Origin of the sequence: Rugamonas sp., from assembly GCF_025354735.1 — a bacterium.
Taxonomy (GTDB): Bacteria; Pseudomonadota; Gammaproteobacteria; order Burkholderiales; family Burkholderiaceae_D; genus Rugamonas.
The window spans coordinates 1-18,824 of record NZ_JANXMI010000015.1 but is presented as its reverse complement, the minus strand read 5'-3'; the positions used below and the strand labels follow the sequence as shown (position 1 = coordinate 18,824).

The 18,824-nt window shown below is 61.8% G+C and carries 22 protein-coding genes; 17 read left to right on the top strand and 5 right to left on the bottom strand.

Going from position 1 to position 18,824, the window contains the following annotated elements; translation table 11 throughout:
• Nucleotides 1-38 precede the first annotated feature (38 nt).
• Nucleotides 39-1,139: a glycosyltransferase family 9 protein gene (locus Q0S71_RS01275; RefSeq protein WP_295990238.1), complete on the top strand. Its 1,101-nt coding sequence runs from the start codon at nt 39-41 to the stop codon at nt 1,137-1,139.
• Nucleotides 1,140-1,157: 18 nt separating this feature from the next.
• On the opposite strand, the gene Q0S71_RS01270 is transcribed toward Q0S71_RS01275, so the two are convergent.
• From Q0S71_RS01270 to Q0S71_RS01260, 3 genes are all read right to left on the bottom strand, one after another.
• Nucleotides 1,158-2,015, bottom strand: a complete 858-nt coding sequence (locus tag Q0S71_RS01270) for a hypothetical protein (protein ID WP_295990236.1) — start codon at nt 2,013-2,015, stop codon at nt 1,158-1,160.
• A gap of 105 nt (nt 2,016-2,120) precedes the next feature.
• Nucleotides 2,121-3,080, bottom strand: a complete 960-nt coding sequence (locus Q0S71_RS01265; RefSeq protein ID WP_295990234.1) for a dicarboxylate transporter/tellurite-resistance protein TehA — start codon at nt 3,078-3,080, stop codon at nt 2,121-2,123.
• A 54-nt stretch (nt 3,081-3,134) separates the two neighbouring features.
• Nucleotides 3,135-3,734 carry a Crp/Fnr family transcriptional regulator gene (locus tag Q0S71_RS01260; RefSeq protein ID WP_295990233.1) on the bottom strand — a complete coding sequence of 200 codons (600 nt, stop codon included), beginning with the start codon at nt 3,732-3,734 and terminating at the stop codon, nt 3,135-3,137.
• 82 nt (nt 3,735-3,816) lie between these two features.
• On the opposite strand from Q0S71_RS01260, the gene Q0S71_RS01255 reads away from it, so the two are divergent.
• From Q0S71_RS01255 to Q0S71_RS01195, 13 genes are all read left to right on the top strand, one after another.
• Entirely contained in the window at nt 3,817-4,587 is a 771-nt protein-coding gene (locus Q0S71_RS01255; RefSeq protein WP_295990231.1) for a substrate-binding domain-containing protein, read from the top strand.
• Nucleotides 4,588-4,768: 181 nt separating this feature from the next.
• On the top strand, nt 4,769-5,875 hold the full coding sequence (gene hemE, locus Q0S71_RS01250; RefSeq protein WP_295990228.1) for a uroporphyrinogen decarboxylase: 1,107 nt from the start codon (nt 4,769-4,771) through the stop codon (nt 5,873-5,875).
• Nucleotides 5,876-5,877: 2 nt separating this feature from the next.
• Nucleotides 5,878-6,816, top strand: a complete 939-nt coding sequence (locus tag Q0S71_RS01245; protein WP_295990226.1) for a catalase — start codon at nt 5,878-5,880, stop codon at nt 6,814-6,816.
• A 48-nt stretch (nt 6,817-6,864) separates the two neighbouring features.
• Complete coding sequence (locus Q0S71_RS01240) at nt 6,865-8,082, top strand: NnrS family protein (protein WP_295990224.1); 1,218 nt, start codon at nt 6,865-6,867, stop codon at nt 8,080-8,082.
• Between the two features lie 232 nt (nt 8,083-8,314).
• On the top strand, nt 8,315-9,244 hold the full coding sequence (locus tag Q0S71_RS01235; RefSeq protein ID WP_295990222.1) for a diguanylate cyclase: 930 nt from the start codon (nt 8,315-8,317) through the stop codon (nt 9,242-9,244).
• 200 nt (nt 9,245-9,444) lie between these two features.
• Nucleotides 9,445-9,879, top strand: a complete 435-nt coding sequence (locus Q0S71_RS01230; RefSeq protein ID WP_295990220.1) for a hypothetical protein — start codon at nt 9,445-9,447, stop codon at nt 9,877-9,879.
• Nucleotides 9,880-9,940: 61 nt separating this feature from the next.
• Nucleotides 9,941-11,614: a cbb3-type cytochrome c oxidase subunit I gene (locus tag Q0S71_RS01225; protein ID WP_295990219.1), complete on the top strand. Its 1,674-nt coding sequence runs from the start codon at nt 9,941-9,943 to the stop codon at nt 11,612-11,614.
• Between the two features lie 2 nt (nt 11,615-11,616).
• Nucleotides 11,617-12,213 (top strand): cbb3-type cytochrome c oxidase subunit II, encoded by a 597-nt coding sequence (locus Q0S71_RS01220; RefSeq protein ID WP_295990218.1) that lies wholly within the window; start codon nt 11,617-11,619, stop codon nt 12,211-12,213.
• Nucleotides 12,214-12,225: 12 nt separating this feature from the next.
• The gene (locus Q0S71_RS01215) at nt 12,226-12,822 is read left to right on the top strand and encodes a cytochrome c (protein ID WP_295990216.1); all 597 of its coding nucleotides are present in this window, start codon (nt 12,226-12,228) and stop codon (nt 12,820-12,822) included.
• Nucleotides 12,794-13,474: an SCO family protein gene (locus Q0S71_RS01210; RefSeq protein WP_295990214.1), complete on the top strand. Its 681-nt coding sequence runs from the start codon at nt 12,794-12,796 to the stop codon at nt 13,472-13,474. Before Q0S71_RS01215 ends, Q0S71_RS01210 begins: the two co-directional genes overlap by 29 nt.
• Nucleotides 13,471-14,103 (top strand): hypothetical protein, encoded by a 633-nt coding sequence (locus Q0S71_RS01205; RefSeq protein WP_295990212.1) that lies wholly within the window; start codon nt 13,471-13,473, stop codon nt 14,101-14,103. The genes Q0S71_RS01210 and Q0S71_RS01205 overlap by 4 nt, the downstream gene beginning before the upstream one ends.
• Nucleotides 14,054-14,428, top strand: coding sequence for a group III truncated hemoglobin (locus tag Q0S71_RS01200; protein ID WP_295990210.1), 375 nt, complete (start codon nt 14,054-14,056; stop codon nt 14,426-14,428). Before Q0S71_RS01205 ends, Q0S71_RS01200 begins: the two co-directional genes overlap by 50 nt.
• Nucleotides 14,429-14,470: 42 nt before the next feature.
• Nucleotides 14,471-15,079 (top strand): TetR/AcrR family transcriptional regulator, encoded by a 609-nt coding sequence (locus tag Q0S71_RS01195; protein WP_295990208.1) that lies wholly within the window; start codon nt 14,471-14,473, stop codon nt 15,077-15,079.
• A gap of 103 nt (nt 15,080-15,182) precedes the next feature.
• Here the strand turns inward: Q0S71_RS01195 and Q0S71_RS01190 are convergent, their stop codons facing one another.
• Both Q0S71_RS01190 and Q0S71_RS01185 read right to left on the bottom strand, forming a co-directional pair.
• Nucleotides 15,183-15,605, bottom strand: coding sequence for a cupin domain-containing protein (locus tag Q0S71_RS01190; RefSeq protein WP_295990206.1), 423 nt, complete (start codon nt 15,603-15,605; stop codon nt 15,183-15,185).
• A gap of 10 nt (nt 15,606-15,615) precedes the next feature.
• A complete protein-coding gene (locus Q0S71_RS01185; RefSeq protein ID WP_295990205.1) occupies nt 15,616-16,059 on the bottom strand; it encodes a carboxymuconolactone decarboxylase family protein in 444 nt (147 codons plus the stop codon).
• Nucleotides 16,060-16,865: 806 nt separating this feature from the next.
• On the opposite strand from Q0S71_RS01185, the gene Q0S71_RS01180 reads away from it, so the two are divergent.
• Genes Q0S71_RS01180 through Q0S71_RS01170 form a run of 3 tightly spaced genes read left to right on the top strand, consistent with a single transcriptional unit; the run spans nt 16,866 to nt 18,386 of the window.
• Nucleotides 16,866-17,201: a TetR/AcrR family transcriptional regulator gene (locus tag Q0S71_RS01180; RefSeq protein ID WP_295990203.1), complete on the top strand. Its 336-nt coding sequence runs from the start codon at nt 16,866-16,868 to the stop codon at nt 17,199-17,201.
• A gap of 2 nt (nt 17,202-17,203) precedes the next feature.
• Nucleotides 17,204-17,566, top strand: coding sequence for a hypothetical protein (locus tag Q0S71_RS01175; protein WP_295990202.1), 363 nt, complete (start codon nt 17,204-17,206; stop codon nt 17,564-17,566).
• Between the two features lie 40 nt (nt 17,567-17,606).
• Nucleotides 17,607-18,386, top strand: coding sequence for a CPBP family intramembrane glutamic endopeptidase (locus tag Q0S71_RS01170; protein ID WP_295990200.1), 780 nt, complete (start codon nt 17,607-17,609; stop codon nt 18,384-18,386).
• The last annotated feature ends 438 nt before the right edge of the window (nt 18,387-18,824 follow it).

Genomic DNA, 18,824 nt, shown 5'->3' with positions numbered 1-18,824 from the left:
CCGCAGGCGACCCCACTCCGTCCACCGGAACGTCAGCGATGAATTTCATCAACAATCTCTTCGGCAGCGGCCAGCCCATCGACGCCACCGGGAAGCGCGTCGTGATCGCCAAAACCACCCAGCTGGGCGATTTGCTCATCAGCCTGCCGATGGCGGCGGCGCTCAAGAAGAAATTCCCCTCGTGCACCATCATCTTGCTGACCAACCGCAGCACCGTCGACATCGCCCGCCATTGCAGCGATGTCGATGAAGTCTATGGCGAACCGGCGTCCGGCGCCGAGCTGCTGGAACTGCTGAAATCGCTGAACATCGATATCTTCATCAAGGTCAGCAAATCGCGGGCCTTGGCCCGGGCCGCCCGCCAGGCCCACATTCCGGTGCGCATAGGATCGCTGTTCAGCCTGCACAACCTCTGGTTCGCGACCCGTTTCGTCGTCCTGTCGACTTCGCTTTCCGGCCTGAACAAGCGGCTCATCGACTTGCAGTACCTGATGCCTTTCGGCATACGCGCCGACGATTTGCGCGCGATCCGGGAACTGCGCCATCTGACGCCGCCCAAGCTGCGCAGCGGCGAGCCGGCCGGCCATCCCCGCGATTTCGCGGGCGGACGCCGCACCATTATTTTAAGTCCGACCCTGATTACGGCCAGGGCGCATCAATGGCCGCTCGAATCGTACTCGGAGCTGATACGCAGTTTGAGCGCGGCGCGCTTTCAATGGTTCATCTGCGGCACGCCCGACGACCGCGCCACCTTGCTGCCCTTAATCCGGCGCCACGCGCAGGATGCCAACGTGACCAATCTGGTGGGCAAGCTCTCGCTGGCGCAATTCATGAGCTTCATGGCCGAATGCGACGGTCTGGTCGCCGGCAGCACCGGACCGCTGCACCTGGCGGCGGCGCTCGGCATCCACACGCTGGGCCTGTTTCAATCACGCAAGGTCGACATCGAGCGCTGGCATCCGGTCGGCCGATCGGCTTCCATCATTTACAGCGACATCAAATGCCACGGCGAGCGCCGCGTGCAACATCGCGGCCCTGCCGCGCGCTGCCCCTGCATTGTCGCCATCGACGCCCACAGCGTCGCCCACCGCGTATCGGCATGGTTTGAAACGGCCGAGGTGGCGCTCCCCCAGGAATGACGCCGCGCCGGGGACGGACTAGCCGACCTTCGGCCCGGTGCCGCGCAGATTGCTGATTTTTTGCAGCAAGTCGAACCAGAACGGCGAGCCGAACAGCGTCGACGAGGCGGTGATCAGCCAGCCGGCCGCCATCTGCGCCAGCTGGCCCGGGCTGTAACCCGCGTGCAGCGCGCCACCGGCATAGCTGAACGGCGCCATTTCCCAGCCCAGCGGCAAGGTCGTCGCGTTCAAATGCTCCAGCGCGCTGTGCGCGTCGACGAGCTGCACGGCGGAGGCGGCGTTCATCAGCGCCGGATGGGCCCACAAGACCTTGAATAGATGCAGGGCGTCGATATTGAGCGCGACGGCGAGCAGCAAACCGAACAACAAGGCCCACCACTGCATGGTGCGCTTGTAGGCGGCGGACAGGCGCCGCATGGAACTATCGAACCACGACGCCAGCTCCGCCTCGAAGCGCGGCTGGTCCGCTCCCGCCCTCCGATACATGCTCGTCAGCAGTTGCTTCAGTTGCGGCTCCGGCAGCGCCGCGATGGCCGTGCGCAGATCGCCGGCCTCCCCTGCCCGGTCTTGCAGTATCTCCGTCAGCGCGATGGCGAACTGGCGCGGTTCGGCATACGCTGGCAGTTGTCGCAATTGCCGCACAGCGGTGGCCCGGCCGCCGCCCGCGGGATGGATGCGGACATGGTTGTACAGGGCCAGCACCAGGCCGGCGCCGGCCGGCTCGTTGAACAGCAGCTCCAGCGATCGCAGCAAATATTTGCCGCGCAAATTGAGGAGTGACGAGACCGCTTCGTTGGCCGAGCTGACGATCAGGCTGACGGCGCAAAAGCAAAAAACGACGCCGACGGCGACTTCGAGTACGGTACTGTTGAACACTGCGACCCCTCTCACGATAAATGGCTGGCACAGTCATATCACAGCCATATCGCAAGCTTGTCAAGTGAACCTGCGATTGGTCCACGAAAACGAGTTTCAGCAACGTCAGCTCGCGCAGCGTGCGAGGTCGCTACCGTTAACGAAAAACGCGATCGACCTGATCATCAGCAGCGCAACGAACATCGTGACCGCAATCAATAGCGGCAAGGCCAGTGTTTCCCCCGGCGTCACGCCGGCCGCCGCAAACTTGAGCGCGCAATTGAGCGCCGATGTCATCCCGAACGTATAAGCCCAATACGACGGCGAAAATTTCTGCCCCTTCAACCAGCCATGGAGACGCAAGCCTATCGCCAGCTGGAACAGGCCATATCCCCACAGCATCAGCGGAATTTTCGATGCACCGGCAGGCATCAGCGTCAGCATGGACACCGCGCACACCAGCGGCGGCGCAGCCTGTATGCCCATCAAGGAGCGGTGCTCCTCCGGCAACCCGGTCTGCCAGCCGTTCGACATGACGACCGATTCGATGGCCAGCCATGAAAACACGCCGGCGCCCAGGAACAGATACGCCCACTCCACATAGCCGAGCGTGCCCAATGCTGCGGCGGCCGTGAAATTGCCGGCCACCGAAGGCAAATATAAGGCCGGCGACGCGTGGTGAGGGCTGCGTCCGCCCTTCCACAGCGTCCCGCCATGCCAGATCGCGAACACCATATGCCAGCTCAAGCCCAGCCCGGCCAGCACCCATGCCGCGTCGCGCGAAAAAATGTTGGCTGCCGGCACCAACACCAGCGTGGCGATGCCGACCAGCGCGGGCATGCTGCCGGCTATCGGCGAGAGGAATTCCTGTCGCAGCCGGTCCCGGTTCTTTATCAGCTGTCGCAGCAAGATGGCGATTAATATCGCCCACACGGCCACTGCCGATATCAGCAAGCAATTGCCTATCCACTCAGAAAAATGCCACAAATGGGCCGCGTTGCGCCATGCGTAGCCGAGCCCGGATGTCCCCAGGATCACGCTGAACAGCGAGGTGGAAAATTCGATTTTTTGTACGGAAGCATTCATGTTAAAGATCTTTCCAGTGCCATTCGGTAACGCTTAAAGATGGTCCGCGATCCGTCAGCTGAGCGTGGCGAAATGTTCCAGCGCGGCGGCGTTCAACAACTCGATGCGCCGGCGCCGCGTCGAAACCCAGGCTTTGCTGTCGAATAGCGCCAGGGTCCGGCTCACTATTTCACGCACCGTGCCGAGCTCCGCCGCCAATTCGGCATGGGTGTGGGCGATCAGCGGGCCGTGCCGCAACAGCAGCGTGGCCAAACGTTGATCGACGCGTTTTTCCGACAAGTCTTCGACCAGTTCCAGCATGGACAGCAGGCGGCCGGATAGATCCGACAATATCTTGTTGCGAAACTCTGCATCCTGGGCCAGGCGCAATTCGAACTGCGCTTTGGGCAACAGGGCGATCCGGCTGGCCACCGTCGTCATGGCGAACGCCGGATATCGTCCATCGCCGCCGCGCAACGACGACAATGAAAGTATGCAATTATCGCCCGGTCCGATACGGTACAGCTCCTTGACGCGGCCGCTGGCGTAAATCTGATACACCTTGATTTCACCGGAAATGACGCTGGGGTAGCCGGAACAGGAATCGCCCGCGCTGAACACCGTGGTCCCCGGCGCAAGCTCGACAACGGCAGCATGGTTGTTTATGGAATTCATGGCGCGCTCTTTAAGAATCATATAGAATACATCTTATCACTTTTACGCTGTATCCGCGGCGTGCCATTTCCTGAGGATTTCCATGTTCAATATTTCCAAACCTTTGCTGTTGCTTCTGGGCGCAGCCGCTGTCGGCCACGCCGGCGCCCAAGAACTGAAGGTGTACGGCCCCGGTGGCCCGGCGCCGGCGTTCAAGGCGGCGGCCGCCAAGTTTGAGGAGCAGACGGGCATCAAAGTGAAGCTGGTCGCCGGCCTGACGCCCACGTGGATAGACGCGGCAAAAATCGATGCCGAAGTGGTCTACAGCGGTTCCGAACACATGATGACGGAGTTCGCCTTTGTCTTGGGCGATCAGGTCAAGCTGGCCGACGCCGAGCCTTTGTACGTGCGCCCGATGACCATCGTGGTCCGTGCCGGCAATCCGAAAAAGATCCACGGTTTCGAGGACTTGATGAAGCCGGGCGTGAAGCTGGAAGTGGTCAACGGCTCGGGCTTGTCGGGCGCGTGGGAAGACATGGCCGGCCGCAACGGCGACATCGGGCAAATCCGTGCGCTGCGCAGCAATGTGGCCGCTTACGCGAAAAACAGCGCGGACGCAAAACAGATCTGGACCGAACGGCCGGAACTGGACGCATGGCTGACCTGGACCGCCTGGCAAAACGCCTTTTCGCAGGTCGGTGACGCCATCCCCGTGGAACCGCGCTATGCGCTGTACCGCGATGCCGGCGTGGTCGTGACGCAGCGCGGACGCGCCAACCCGGCCGCAGCGCAATTCGTGGCCTTTTTGAAGTCCGACGCCGGTGCCCAGATCTTTGTCGCGAAGGGCTGGCTGAACGCCAAGCCGTCCCAGTAAGCACGGCTCCTGTCGGGCGCGACCGGGTGGCGCGACTTTTTGCCCGAAGCCAAGGGTTCCAATTCGCGCTAATTTGAGTGATCCAAATGATTTTCTGTAAATAATAAGTAACATCAGCAACGCTGCTGCGACTTAAGGTCATGACAGCCCGCCCATCAGACGCCCTCAACGGCCATCGATTATGACCTCTTTCGCACCGCTTCAGAACGACACTTTCTTGCGGGCGCTGATGCGCCAGCCCACCGCCCACACGCCCGTGTGGCTGATGCGCCAGGCGGGCCGCTATCTGTCGGAATACCGCGCCACACGCGCCAAGGCCGGTTCCTTCATGGACCTGGCCACCAATCCGGACTATGCCACCGAGGTCACGCTGCAACCGCTGGAGCGTTTTCCGCTGGACGCGGCGATTCTGTTTTCGGACATTTTGACCGTGCCCGATGCGATGGGCCTGGGCTTGCATTTCGTCGAAGGGGAAGGCCCCCGTTTCGCGCGTCCCCTCCGGGATGAAAAAGACGTGCTGTCCCTGCGCGTGCCGGAACTCGATTCGCTCGACTATGTGTTCAAGGCCGTGACGCAAATCCGCACCGAGCTCAAGGGTCGCGTGCCGCTGATCGGCTTTTCCGGCAGCCCCTGGACGCTGGCTTGTTACATGGTCGAAGGCCAGGGTTCCCGGGAATTTCATACCATCAAAAAAATGCTGTATGCGCGGCCCGACCTGATGCACCGTATTTTGGACATCAACGCGACGGCCGTGGCGCAATATCTGAACGCGCAAATCGAGGCCGGCGCGCAGGCCGTGATGATTTTCGATTCCTGGGGCGGCGCCCTCGCCGATGGCGCTTTCCAGCAATTCTCGCTCGCTTACATGCAGCAGGTGGTCGCCAGGCTCCAGCGCAATCACGATGGCGCGGCCGTTCCCGTGGTGGTCTTCACCAAGGGCGGCGGCCAGTGGATAGAGCAAATCGCCGGCATAGGCGCCGACGCCGTGGGCCTGGACTGGACCGTCAACCTGGCGCGGGCGCGCGAGCTGGTCGGCGCCAAAGTGGGCCTGCAAGGCAATCTGGACCCGGCGATACTCTTTGCCGGCGAGGCGCAGATTCGCGCCGAGGTGCGCAAGGTCTTGAACGATTTCGGCGCGCCGTCCGACGGCAGCGGCCACGTGTTCAATTTGGGACACGGAATTTCGCAGTTCACGTCGCCGGACAGCGTGGCGGCGATGGTGGACGAGGTACACAACTACAGCCGCCAGCAGAGATCACCCATCGTCAACAATTTTGAAAGGAATTAATCATGGAAACCACCACGACAGCAAAACAGGGCACGCCAGGTCCAGCCGCAATGGTCGATGCGCTGAACAATACATTCGGCAAGCATGCGGGCAAGCGGGCTTCGCACGCCAAAGGCTTTTGCGCGGTCGGCGAGTTCAAGCCGGCAGCCCAGGTCGACGAGTTCGTCCTCAGCCCTCTTTTCGCGGCCGGCGCGCTGCACGCGACGGTGCGTTTTTCCGTCGGCGGCGGCAACCCCGGTGTTTCCGATAAAAGCCGCTCGGTACGCGGCCTGGCGATACGCGTCTCCGAAGGACCATCGAGCTGGGATCTGGTGCTGTTATCGGAACCGGTGTTTTTCGCCGCCACGCCGGCATCCTTCGTCAGCTTCCTGGAAGCGCGGGTGGTCGATCCTGAAACCAAGAAACCCAACCCGGAAAAAGTCGCGGCCCACAACGCCAAATTCCCGGACGGTACACGTCAGCCCGCCCTGCTGGCCGCGCACGCCGCCCCCGCTTCGTATGGCACGACGCCCTACTTCTCGAACAACGCCTTCATCTTCCACGGCAAGGATGGCGCGCCGCACACCGCCCGCATCATCGTCACGCCGGTCGCAGGCACCCACTATCTGTCGGATGAAGATGAGAAGAACCTGCCCGATTCCTTCCTGGAAGCGGAGCTGGAAACTCGCTTGCAAGGCGGCGCCGTCGAGTTTGACATCGTCGCGCAATTGCCGGCCGAGGGCGATTCGCTGAGCGACTCCAGCACGGCCTGGACGGGCGCCGGCACGGTCGCGCTCGGACGCTTGAGCGTCACCGCCCTGGCGGCGGCGGGCACATGCGACGGCCTGGTCTTTGTGCCGGTCAATTTGCCGGCCGGCATAGCGCCGTCGGACGACCCCATCTTGCAATCCCGCGCGGCCGCTTACGCCGTGTCGCTGAAGCGCCGGCAAGACGCTCAATAAGCGCCCGCCCCGCCGCCGCTTGCCAACCTTTTATCCAGGCCCACATCCATGAACCAGCTTGCGTCGTTGATGCCCATAGACGAGCCTCAGCCGATAGGCGCCTCCCGCGTCTCGTTCATCGAGCGCAGCGCCTTCTTCGGGCTAGGCTTCCGGCCGTTTTATCTGTTGGCCGCCGTGTTCGCCGTGCTGAGCGTTCCCGTTTGGCTGCTCGCCTTTCTCGGCCACCTGGGCAGTCTGCCCAACGTGACCTTGCTGTGGCATATGCACGAAATGGTGCTGGGATTCGCCGTTGCCGTGGTGGTGGGCTTTTTGTTCACGGCCGCGCGCAACTGGACCGGCTTGTGGACGCCGCGCGGCCGAACGCTGGCGCTGATCGCGGCCGTGTGGCTGGCTGGACGGGCCGCGATGTTGTTGGCGCCGCCGGCGATCGCGGCCGGCGTGGATCTGTTATTCCTTCCCGTCGCCATCGTCCCGCTGCTGAACGTGATGCTGCGCTCGGGCAAGCGCAGCAACTTGCCCTTGCTGGCCTTGCTGGTCTTGCTGTTCCTGACGAATCTGTCTTTCCATGCGAGCGTGCTCGGATGGTCGACGCTGTCGCCGATGAAGGCCATCGAAGTCGCCATTCTCGTGCTGGCGGTGCTGTCCACCGTCATGGGCGGCCGGGTGATTCCCGGCTTCACAAAAAACATGGCGCCGGGCAGCGCCCCCCGCAGCGATGCGCGGGTCGACCGCGCCGGTGTGGGCTTGCTGATCGCGGCCAGTCTCGCGTGGACGCTGGACTGGCCGGGCGCGCTGAGCGCGACGCTGGCCCTGGCCGCCGGCCTGCTGCAATGGCTGCGGCTTGCGTACTGGACGCCCGCCCAAACCCGCGCCTATCCGCTGCTGTGGATATTGCATCTGGCGTTCGCATGGATAGGCTTGGGATTTCTTTTGCTTGGGGCGGCGCAACTGGGCTACGCCAGCGTCAGCACGGCCATGCATGCCATCGCCATCGGCGGCATGTCCAGCCTGATTTTAGGCATGATGAGCCGCACCACCCTGGGCCACACCGGACACCGCATGCGTGCCGAACGCCATGAATGGCTGATTTTCGGCGCGGTGCAATGCGCGGCGATTTTCCGGATCCTGGCCAACGTCCTGGACCGCGATGCGAGAGGCATTTTTCTGACCATCTCCGCCATTTTTTGGGTGATCGCTTTCGCCACATTCATTGCCATGTTCGGCGCCCTGCTCTGTCGGCCCAGGATGGATGGCCGTGAAGGTTGACGCCTTCCCAGCCATGGGCAGCGTCGGCCCGGCGACGCGCCGTCGCGCCGCGCGATCCCCCATGAAAAACGCGGCCCGCGCCTTGCCCGCACGCGCAACACTTCGTATTCCCTATCGGAGTTGTTCCTTGCAAGTGAGGGCCCGGTACATTATGTTGAGGAATGTGTTGTTGGAAAAAAGCGCAGCTTTTTATCGGCATTCCGCGGCACTGGCAAACAACTCAAGGTTAGGTATGCCGACCCCGTCAGATCTTCCGTTCCAGCTCCACCTGCGTTTGCTCGAAGACGCTCTCGACGGGATCATTATTGTCGATCAGAACTCGATCATCCACTACATCAACCGCTCGATGGAAGTGCTGTCCGGCTACACGAGAGACGAGCTCCACGGCAGCTCGCTCGACCGGTTGATCGCGCCCGACGGCCTCGCGCCGCACTCGCGGAAAATCGCGGCCTTCATCGTCAACCAGCACCCTTCGGCCATATTGGGCAAGGTGCGCCAGCTGGAACTCCTGCTGCGCTCCGGCGAGGCCTGTCCGGTCGAGATGAAAGCGGTGGACCTGGGCCTATGCCATGGGCAAAGATACTTCGGCGCCTACATGACCGACATCCGCTTGCGTCTGCAAATGGAGGCGCGTAATCTGGACCTGGTACGCCAGCTGGAGGAACAGGCCATGACCGACGCCCTCACCGGCCTGCCGAACCGCCGCGCCTTCGAGCGAGAAGCGGTCAACGCCCTGTCGCGCAGCGCCAGGAGCGCGGCGCCGATCACCGTCGGCATCGGCGATGTGGACAATTTCAAGAACATCAACGACCAGTACGGGCACGGCGTGGGCGACGCCATCTTGCGGTCGGTGGCGCACGCCATCGCGTCCATCGCGCGCGACACCGATGTCGTGGCGCGGCTGGGCGGCGAAGAGTTCGGGCTGATTTTTCCCAACGCGACCGTCGAGCAGGCCAGCCATGTCGCCGAACGCATCCGGCGCGCCGTGGCGGCCTCCAGCGTGACGGTCGACGGCATCGGCGCCGTCCACGTCACCATCAGCATCGGCCTGGCGCGGCTGTTCGGGCGCGCCGGACTCGACGAGGCCTTGAGCGCCGCCGACCAGGCCCTGTATGTGGCGAAAAACAAGGGACGCGACCGGGTGGAATTGAGCAGCAGCTAAGGCCCGCTTGACGGCGGAGCAATATGACCGCCATCGGCCGACCACGCAAACGCAGGCCGCCGCCGCAACGCGGTTTTACACGGCAGCAATGTGTGCAAGGTAGCAAAATATTATTTGTCAGCCAGGCTTATTAATACGAATGAATGTTATTTTTCTTAGTTAGCGGATTCGGCAGGCGCGAATCTCAGATAGGAGTCATCATGATTTTAGGTATCGCAAGTGTATTGACCACGTCGATGTGGGCCGGGGTGGTATTGGGGGTTTCTTTTGTTGCCCAGCCAGCAAAGTTTTCCACGCCGGGTCTGGCCCGGCCGATCGCCCTCGCGACCGGCCGGCAAATGTTCAAGGTCACGCACCGGGTCGAAAGCGCGCTCGCCATCGCGGCGGTGCTGGTGCTGTCGGCGGCCGGCACGACCTTGCGCTGGCCCGTGTTTTCGGCCGCCGCGATACTCGCCTTCCAGATCATCGTATTGATGCCGCCGCTCTCCAAACGGGTCGACGAACGGCTGGCCGGCAAAGCAATATCCAAAAGTCCGTGGCACGCCGTGTTCAGCGTGACGGAAATAGTGAAACTGGCCCTGTTATTGACGGCCACGATAGGGGCATTAACGCATTCCGCCGCCGCGGCGGTATAAACGCGGCACCGATGTAGAGTTTATCGCAGGATAACTTAAACCATTCACCAAACGGCTTATCATGAATACAGTCACTATACTTTTGTCGTCGTTTATTCTGTCGATTACCGGCCTGTTCATCTTTATCTGGTCATTGCGCAAGCGCTTATTCGATAATACGGCGGCGGCGGCGTATGTCATTTTCTCCGACGGCGAAGTCGGTCGCGGCGAAGAGCCGTCGGCCACCGCCGCGCAACTCCAGGGCTTGCGCGAGCAGGTCCCCGGCCAGGCGCGCGCGGTGTTGTCGGCGGCCCAGGAAGCGACGCTGGCGCGCGAGCTGGAAGAACGCGTCGAGGCCGACCGCTCGACCGCCTTCGTGTCCTTCGTCTTCCTCAGCTGCGCCGTCGTGTGGCTGGTGGTCGGTTCGCTGGCCGGCCTGACCAGCTCCATCAAACTGCATCAGCCCGACTGGCTGGTGCAGCAGGCCTGGCTCACCTTCGGCCGCATCCGCACCATCCACCTGAATATCGTCGCGTATGGCTGGGCGCCGATGGCGTCCTTCGGCATCGCCAACTGGTTGCTGCCGCGCCTGCTGAAGACGCCGCTGATCGGCGGCCGCTACGCCGTCTTCGGCTGCATGTTGTGGAACGCGGGCCTGATCGCCGGCGTCGGCTGCATCGCCGCCGGCATCAGCGACGGCATGGAGTGGCTGGAAATGCCCTGGCAGGTCGACATCCTGATCGTCATGGGCGGCGCCCTGATGGGACTGCCGCTGGTCTACACGCTGCAAGCGCGCAAGGTCGACCACCTGTATGTGTCCGTGTGGTATATGGGCGCGGCGCTGTTCTGGTTTCCGATTTTATTCTTCATCGCCAAGCTGCCGGCGCTGCACTTCGGCGTCGAGCAGGCGACGATGAACTGGTGGTACGGGCACAATGTGCTGGGCCTGTTTTACACGCCGATGGCGCTGGCCTCGGTGTACTACTTCCTGCCCAAGATCATCGGCCGCCCGGTGCAATCCTACAATCTGTCGCTGCTGGGATTCTGGACGCTGGCCTTCTTCTATGGCCAGGTCGGCGGCCACCACCTGGTCGGCGGCCCGGTGCCGGCGTGGCTCATCACGCTGTCCATCGTGCAAAGCATCATGATGATCGTGCCGGTGATTTCCTTCTCGATCAACCAGCACCTGACCATGCGCGGCTACTTCTCCAAGCTCATCTATTCGCCGACGCTGCGCTTCCTCGTCCTCGGCGGCATGATGTACACCCTCAGTTCGCTTGAAGGCACGTTTGAAGCCCTGCGCAGCGTCAGCACGGTGGCCCACTTCACGCACTTCACGGTGGCCCACGCCCACCTGGGCCTGTACGGCTTCTTCACCATGGTGATGTTCGGCGCCATTTACTTTGTGATGCCGCGCGTGATGTCCTGGGAATGGCCCTACCCGAGCCTGATCGCCGTCCATTTCTGGCTGGTCATCATCGGCTTCGCGATTTACTTCATCGGCCTGTCGATAGGCGGCTGGTTGCAGGGTCTGGCGATGCTGGACGCGTCCAAACCCTTCATCGACTCCGTCAACGTCACCATCCCCTTCCTGAAGAGCCGCACCGTCGGCGGCTCCTTGATGACCCTGGGACACCTGGTGTTCGCCGGCCACTTCATCGCCATGGCCCTGCGTTACGGCCCGGCCCGCACCGGCGCGGCGCTGCTGCACACCCGCAAAGCCACATCGGCAACCGATCAACTGGCAGGAGCCTGACTATGCATGACGAGTTTAAACTGCTCAGCGGAGCGATGGTGACCCTGGCGCTTGCGACCTCGGCGTTGGTGGTGCTGCCCTTCATCCAGCTCAAGGGCGTCGAGCCGCCGAAAGGCTTGAAGCCCTACACCTCGGCCCAGCTGCGGGGGCGCGAGGTGTATATCAAGAACGGCTGCATCTATTGCCACTCGCAACAGCCGCGCGACAAGGCGCAGGCGCCGGACGACCAACGCGGCTGGGGCCGGGCGCCGGTCGCCGGCGACTATTATTACGACAAGCCGCACTTGCTGGGCACCATGCGCACCGGTCCCGACCTGTTCAATATCGGCGCGCGCCAGCCGAGCCAGGACTGGCACCTCGGCCATCTATACCAGCCGCGCGCCTACACGCCGGGCTCCATCATGCCGTCCTACCCCTTCCTGTTCGAGGCCAAGGACAAGGCCGATGCCGGCGAGCGCGTCGTGGCGCTGCCGCCCGGCTACAACCCGGGCGGAAAAGTCGTCGTGGCCACCCAGGAGGCGCTCGACCTCGTCACCTATTTGCAGGGCCTGGACCATACCTATCCCGTGTTCGAAACCATCGCCGGCACTAAAAAATAAAGGGGAATTCAAATGATCGAACAACCGAAGCATGACGCCCGGGAGCGCGAAAATCCCGACCCGCACGAGATGAGCCGGCCGGTTCCCCGCATCGTTTTGCTCGCCGTGTTCGGGGTGCTGGTGTGGTCGGTTTCCTACATCATCCTGACGCAAAAGGACGACGCCCCCGAGCTGGGCGACCATCGCACCATGGCCACGCTCCAGGGCAAGGCGCCCGGCGCGGGCGGCGCGGCCGATGGCGGACAAATCTTCACGGCCAACTGCGTCGCTTGCCACCAGACCACCGGCGCCGGGCTGCCGGGCGTCTTCCCGCCGCTGGCCGGTTCCGAATGGGCGCTGGCCGCCGACAAGGTGCCGGTCAATATCCTACTGCACGGCATTACGGGCAAGTTGACCGTCAAGGGCACGGAATATAACGGTCAAATGCCGGCCTTCAAGGAAAAGCTCAGCGACGGCGAAATCGCGGCCGTCCTCAGCTACGTCCGCAGCAACTTCGGCAACGGCGCCGGCAAAATCGGCGCCGACGTGGTGACGGCGGAACGCGCGGCCGGCAAGGATCGCAAGGATCCGTGGAACGGCGATGACGACCTCAACAAGCTCAAACAATAGCGCTCACTCAAGCAACAACGCTCACCACTGGCCGCGCCTGACCCTGGCGGCCGTGCTGACGGTGGCGCTGCTCGGTTTCGCCGCCATTTATCAGGCGACCATGGGCTTGAACGTGGTGTCCACGGAAGACGGCCGCCGCCTCGATGTCGAGCGCGAACCGAGGGACATGCCGTTCGCCGCGGTTCATCGCGCGCCGCCGACGACGCTGGCGGCGATGCTGCGGGCGGACCGGCGCGTGACCGTGGTCGCGTTTATCTACACCAGTTGCAATTCGGTCTGTACCGTGTTGGGAAGTGAATTTCAGCAAATGCAGCAAATTATTCGTCAGCGCAATCTGCAGGACAAAGTGCGTTTGCTGAGCATCAGCTTCGACGCCCGCGACACCGCCGAGCGCCTGGCATCGTATGCCGAGCGGCAGCACGCCGACCCGGCCATCTGGAAACTGGTCGGCATCGATTCCGAACCGCAACGCAAGGCCGTGCTCCAGACGTTCGGCATCGTCGTGCTGCCGGCGCCGCTCGGCGAGTTCGTGCACAACGCCGCCTTCCACCTCGTCGACAGCGATGGCCGGCTGGCGAAAATCGATGACTTCGATATGCCATCGCAAGCCCTGGCCGATGCCGTCGACATGTTCGAGGCGCACCGAAAATGACGCTGCCACCCCGGCTACGCGCACGCGGCCGCCTCGCCGCCGCCATCGCCGCCCTGGCCATCGCGCTGGTCTGCGCCCCGTGGCTGGAAGCGTCCATGCTGCGCCACATGTTTGTGCAGATTCCGCTGCTGCTGGGGTCCGGCTGGCTGCTGTCCGATACGCTTGCGATGCGGTCCCGGCTGCGCCGCATCGACGAATATGGCATCACCGGCTTGACGCTGCTGCTGTTCGTCAGCGCCTACTGGATGATTCCCCGCGCCCTGGAACTGAGTTTGACCTCGGCCGCTGCCGAAACCGGCAAGGTGGCTTCCCTCCTCCTGCTCGGGCTGGTGCTGCCCGGCTCCCTGAACCGCGGCCACTGGATCGTGCAGCTGTTTTTTTTAGGCAATTTCAGCGCCATGATGGCGATCGCCGGCATCCAATACCAAAACCTGCCCCAGCGGCTATGCAACGCCTATTTATTGGACGATCAAAACCTGACAGGCATCGCGCTCGTGCTGGCGTCGGTACTGTTATCCATACTGTGGTGCGTCCGGCTGGCGCCCGCCATTTCATTTCAACAAATTAAAGAAGAGTCCCATGTCCTACCAGGAACTGAATCAAGCCTCGATCACCTCACTCGTCCATGAGTTCTACGACGACGTCCGCGCCGATCCCGAACTGTCCCCCGTATTTAGCGCCGCCATCGGCGGCAACTGGACGCCGCACCTGGACCGGATGGTCGATTTCTGGTCCACCGTCATGCTCGGCACCAAAAGCTTTCAAGGCAATGTATTTGGCAAGCACATGATTTTGGAAGGCATCCTGCCGGCCCATTTCGTGCGCTGGCTGGCCCTGTTCAACGCCACCTCGTCCCGGCTGTTTGAGCCGCGCATCGCCAGCGAATTCCAGGTCACGGCAAAAAGAATCGCCGGGAGTCTACAATACGGCTTTTTCGGCAGCGTCGTGGTCTAGCAGGGGGGGCCAGCGATTGAACGGTAAGGCGGAAATCGAACCATGTTGAAAATCAAAAGAAAAGCCGGCCGGCCGCTGGCGGCAACGCTCGGTCAGCGCCGGGAAGACTTGTTGTCCGCCGCCCTCGACCTGTTCGTCGAGCACGGCTATGCCGATGTGTCGATGGCCATGGTGGCGAAGACGGCGCACGTCGCCATCCGCACCATCTATATTCAATTCGGCGCCAAGGATGCGTTGCTGAGAGCCATCGTGGAAGCCGATGCCGTATCGCACCGGCAGCAGCTGGAGAAGCTGGAACTGGACGGCCTGCCATTCGCCGCCAGGCTGGAGAAGCTCGCTCTCCATCTTTGGCGGCGTTGCAGCGATAACCGCGTGCGCAAGCTACAGGCTATCGTATTTTCCCACCCGGACCGCACGCTGAGCGACGCCTGGCGTCGCGCGAATCCAGAGCAAATGGCGACGCTGTTGCAGAAGGAGCTAGCCGCCGCGCCGATGCAGTTCATGCAGGATCTGACGCCCGAGTTGCTATGGGAGCATTTTTTGAGCTGTATCGCGGGCAATCCCGCGATCGTCGGCTGGACGCCCGAGCCGGAGCCCGAGGAACGCGTACGCCGAGGCCTGACCTTGTTTATCAGGGCGGTGTCGCGGTAAGCCCGCCCGGCGCTGACGACGGGCGGCGCACTTGAAATGCGCATGCGCCACGCCCAAGACGGGCAGAACCGCCCCCGCCGTTCAGCGAGGGCGATGGGCGGCCTTACTTGGGAATCGGCTCAGCCAGTTGGGCACCGTCCTTAAGCAAGAGGAACACCAGCAACTTGGCGGGCTTGGTCTCGCTGGCGTTACGCGATACGACGTGGCGCATGCCCGGCGACTCAACCCAGGAATCGCCGGCTTTATAAGTCACTTCCGGACCATCGTCGAGCTTGGATATCACCTCGCCCTCCAGCACATAAGCGAACACCGATCCAGGATGACGGTGCGGCACGGACGCCTGCCCCGGCGCATACGTCACCGTCGCCATCAAGCCCTTGGTGTTGGGAACATCGGCAAGCGGCAGCGCCTGAAGTATCGCGCGCGCTTCCTTGCCGTTCATCGCCGGGTCGTGGGCTTGCGCCGCGCCACCGAACAGGGTCGCCGCAGCCAGGGCGATGCTCAATTTCAATAAGGTCGATTTCATCGTCGTCCCCTTATTCAGCCGCAGGCATTTTGCGGAAGCCCACGCCGAAGCGGTTCCACGCGTTGATGGTGGCGATGGCCAGCGTCAGGTCGACCTGTTCCTTGTCGGTGAAATTGGCCTTGACCAGTTCGTAATCCGCATCCGGCGCGTGCGTGATCGACACCAGGGTCAACGCCTCGGTCCATGCCAGCGCGGCCCGCTCGCGCGGCGTAAAGAACGGCGTCTCGCGCCAGACCGACACGCCATGCAGGCGACGCTCGCTTTCGCCGGCCTTCTTGGCATCGGTGGTATGGGTGTCGACGCAGAAAGCGCAACCGTTGAGTTGGGATGCGCGCAGCTTGACCAGCTCCAGCAAAGGCGCCTCCAGACCCAGGTTCCCGACCGATGTTTCCAGCGCCATCATGGCCTTCATTGCATCCGGCGAAGCGGTATAAAAGTTGGCACGAGCATTCATGTTGAGTTCCTCAAGTTGATTGGTGTGCGGCTATTGTAGGAGGCCGCCGGCCCTCGTCGGATCACCAATTCCGGGAATAATGCGTAGTCCACGGCGGTCCAATCAATACGTCGCGGCGCCATCACCAAATGCTGGTGAGTATGCTCATGAGCCGGCTTTGATCCCGGTCTGACTCTGCCCCCTATTCTTCAAAAGGGACCGCTGCTCTCCAAAACGACCAGCCTTATCCAACGCTCCAATCCGACTACTGTCATTGCCGCATGCGCGTCTACCGTGCAAGCCATTGTGACAATCCACGCATTTTCCATTTGAGCAAGATGATATGCTATGCCACGGATTGACCAATGCCTACAATCGGCCAATGGGAGTCGTTCAGGTTGAGTGGAACCATGATGCGAAAAATGGATGACGACGCAGACTTTGGTGCTATGACTGTGAACTAGAGGTTGGCGTACTTTCATATATTTGATGCGCTAGATACGGCAGTTGCATCCAGAAAATTATCTGATGTTACAAAAGTGCTCTTAGATGCAAGGCTTACTGTGGAACAGGCTCATCAGACCGCAACTGCGATACTAGATAACCCAACGCTATACTCGCTTCGTTAACGGCCTGAGTCGGCAAGCACCGGCCATTCGCTTCCTGGCATTGGGGCCTCCAAAAACACGAAATTGCCCAGTATTTGCCGGCTAGCCAGTTTTTATTGATTGAACATTCAAAAAAGCCTATCGTTACGTTATTGAACAATCGTTCCATAACGAATTTGAACTCCGATGGCGCGTCCGAGAAATTTTCACGAAGACGATGTGATTGACCGCGCCGCGGATGCCTTCGGTCGCCTGGGGTACGCAGCGTGCTCAATAGACGATCTGGTCGACGCCACGGGACTGCAACGCGGCAGTCTGTACAAGGTCTTCGGCTCCAAGCGTGGGCTGTTCGAACAGGTTTTACGCAAGTCGCTTGTCGCCGATTGGCACGACCGGCCCGCTGCCCTGGACATCATGATTACAGCCCTGCGTGAAATGGCTGGCATTGATGCGCCAATCGCCGCCCTGTGTCGCACTGCGCTCGCCGCCTACTCGGGCGACGCCGCGCGACTGCTGGGCGTCCGCCTCCTGCAACACCTGCCCGACAAGGAATGACAATGCCCATACTTGAACTTTCCGACAACGAATTGTGTGTCCATTTGCCTTGGTGGGAAAAACTGTCTGCCCTCAGTGGCGACATTCGTGTCCCCCTCGGCATGGTGCGAGGCGCCACCGAAGACGACGGCTTTGAAGGGCGCGCGCTCGGGCTGCGCCTGCCCGGCACGCACATCCCGTTCGTGCTGGCTGCAGGTACATTCATTAAGGACGGCGACCGGCAGTTCGTCCTTACCCGGCGCACGCTGCGAACAATAGTGATCGAGCTTACGAACGCTAAATGGACGCGACTCGTCATTGGCGTACCGGACCCACATGACGCGGCGGCACGCATCAATGCCGCGGTTGCAAGGTTTCACAGCTAATTCCGGGTAATTCCTTCCACTTTCATTAGCGAGGCCAAGCATGTTCATGTCAGCCGCACCAGAAATCAGGGGAGTCGGGCGTCCCGCCGTCTTGTTGGGTGCAGCAGGCGCATTGGCCTCGATGGCCGTGATGCCTTATGCGATGACATTGTCGCCGGGGCTGTTCGCGCGGATGCCATTGCCATTGCCCTTATTTCTGATCGTGCAATGCTTGCAGGCGTTCGTGCTGTTGACGCTGCTGAGTTGGGTAGGGTTCCGTCTGGCCGATACCGTCGGTTTGAAAGTGCCGACCCTGCACGCCGGTCCCGGCCGGACCGCGCTCCTCTCGCCAGCGCGACGCAGCCTGGGCATGGCCGTGGTCACCGGCGGCCAGGTCGGCCTGGCCCTGCTCGTCCTCGGCAAGGTCTCTGAGCCGCTCATGCCGGCCATGATCGGTTCGGTCGTGCCGGACATCGAATTATGGAAGCGCCTGCTGGCATCGTTCTACGGCGGCATCGCGGAAGAACTCATGTGCCGTCTGTTCCTGATGAGCCTGCTGGTCTGGCTCGCCAACCGGTTCCTGGCACGCACCGGCGCGATAGCGGATGCGCGCGCGATTTGGACCGGCATCATCGGCGCCGCCCTCGTGTTCGGTGCGCTGCACCTTCCCGCCGCGGGGGCATTGTTCCCGCTGACGCCGATGGTCGTCGCCCGGATCATCGCCATGAATGCCGTCGGCGGGGTCGTCTTCGGGTGGCTGTACTGGCGACGCGGGCTAGAGCACGCGATGGTGGCGCATTTTTTTGCCGATATCGTGCTCCATGGGACTGGCGGTAGCTGAAACCTAGTTGTACCTTACGCTGCCAGCACTGGCTGCTTCGGGGCGCTCTCGGCCTAACGTGAGAATCCGTGAGTTTTGCATCTGAGCAAGCTGTTATCCTTAACGCAGTCGGCCGCGTTCGGCCAGGAGCTGACATCCACATTGCGAGCTGCGATAAAGAAAAATATGAAAAAGATAGTTATTGGTCGCGCTGAGGTTGCAGAACAGTTCGTTAGGCTAGGGTATGGTGACCTTATAGACGACGAATCGAAATTTCGTTCACTTGATTTTCTTACAGAGAGGCTGACGACTGATGAAATTAAGGGTACCTCTAGAAACCTATCCTGCCGTTCGCAGGTTCGGTAAAATTCTGGCATCAGCCCGCGACCAATGAATACCACAATGATGAAGCCCCGGATCAGCCTGTTTGCCGAACATGAACGCGAAGACCGTCGTACC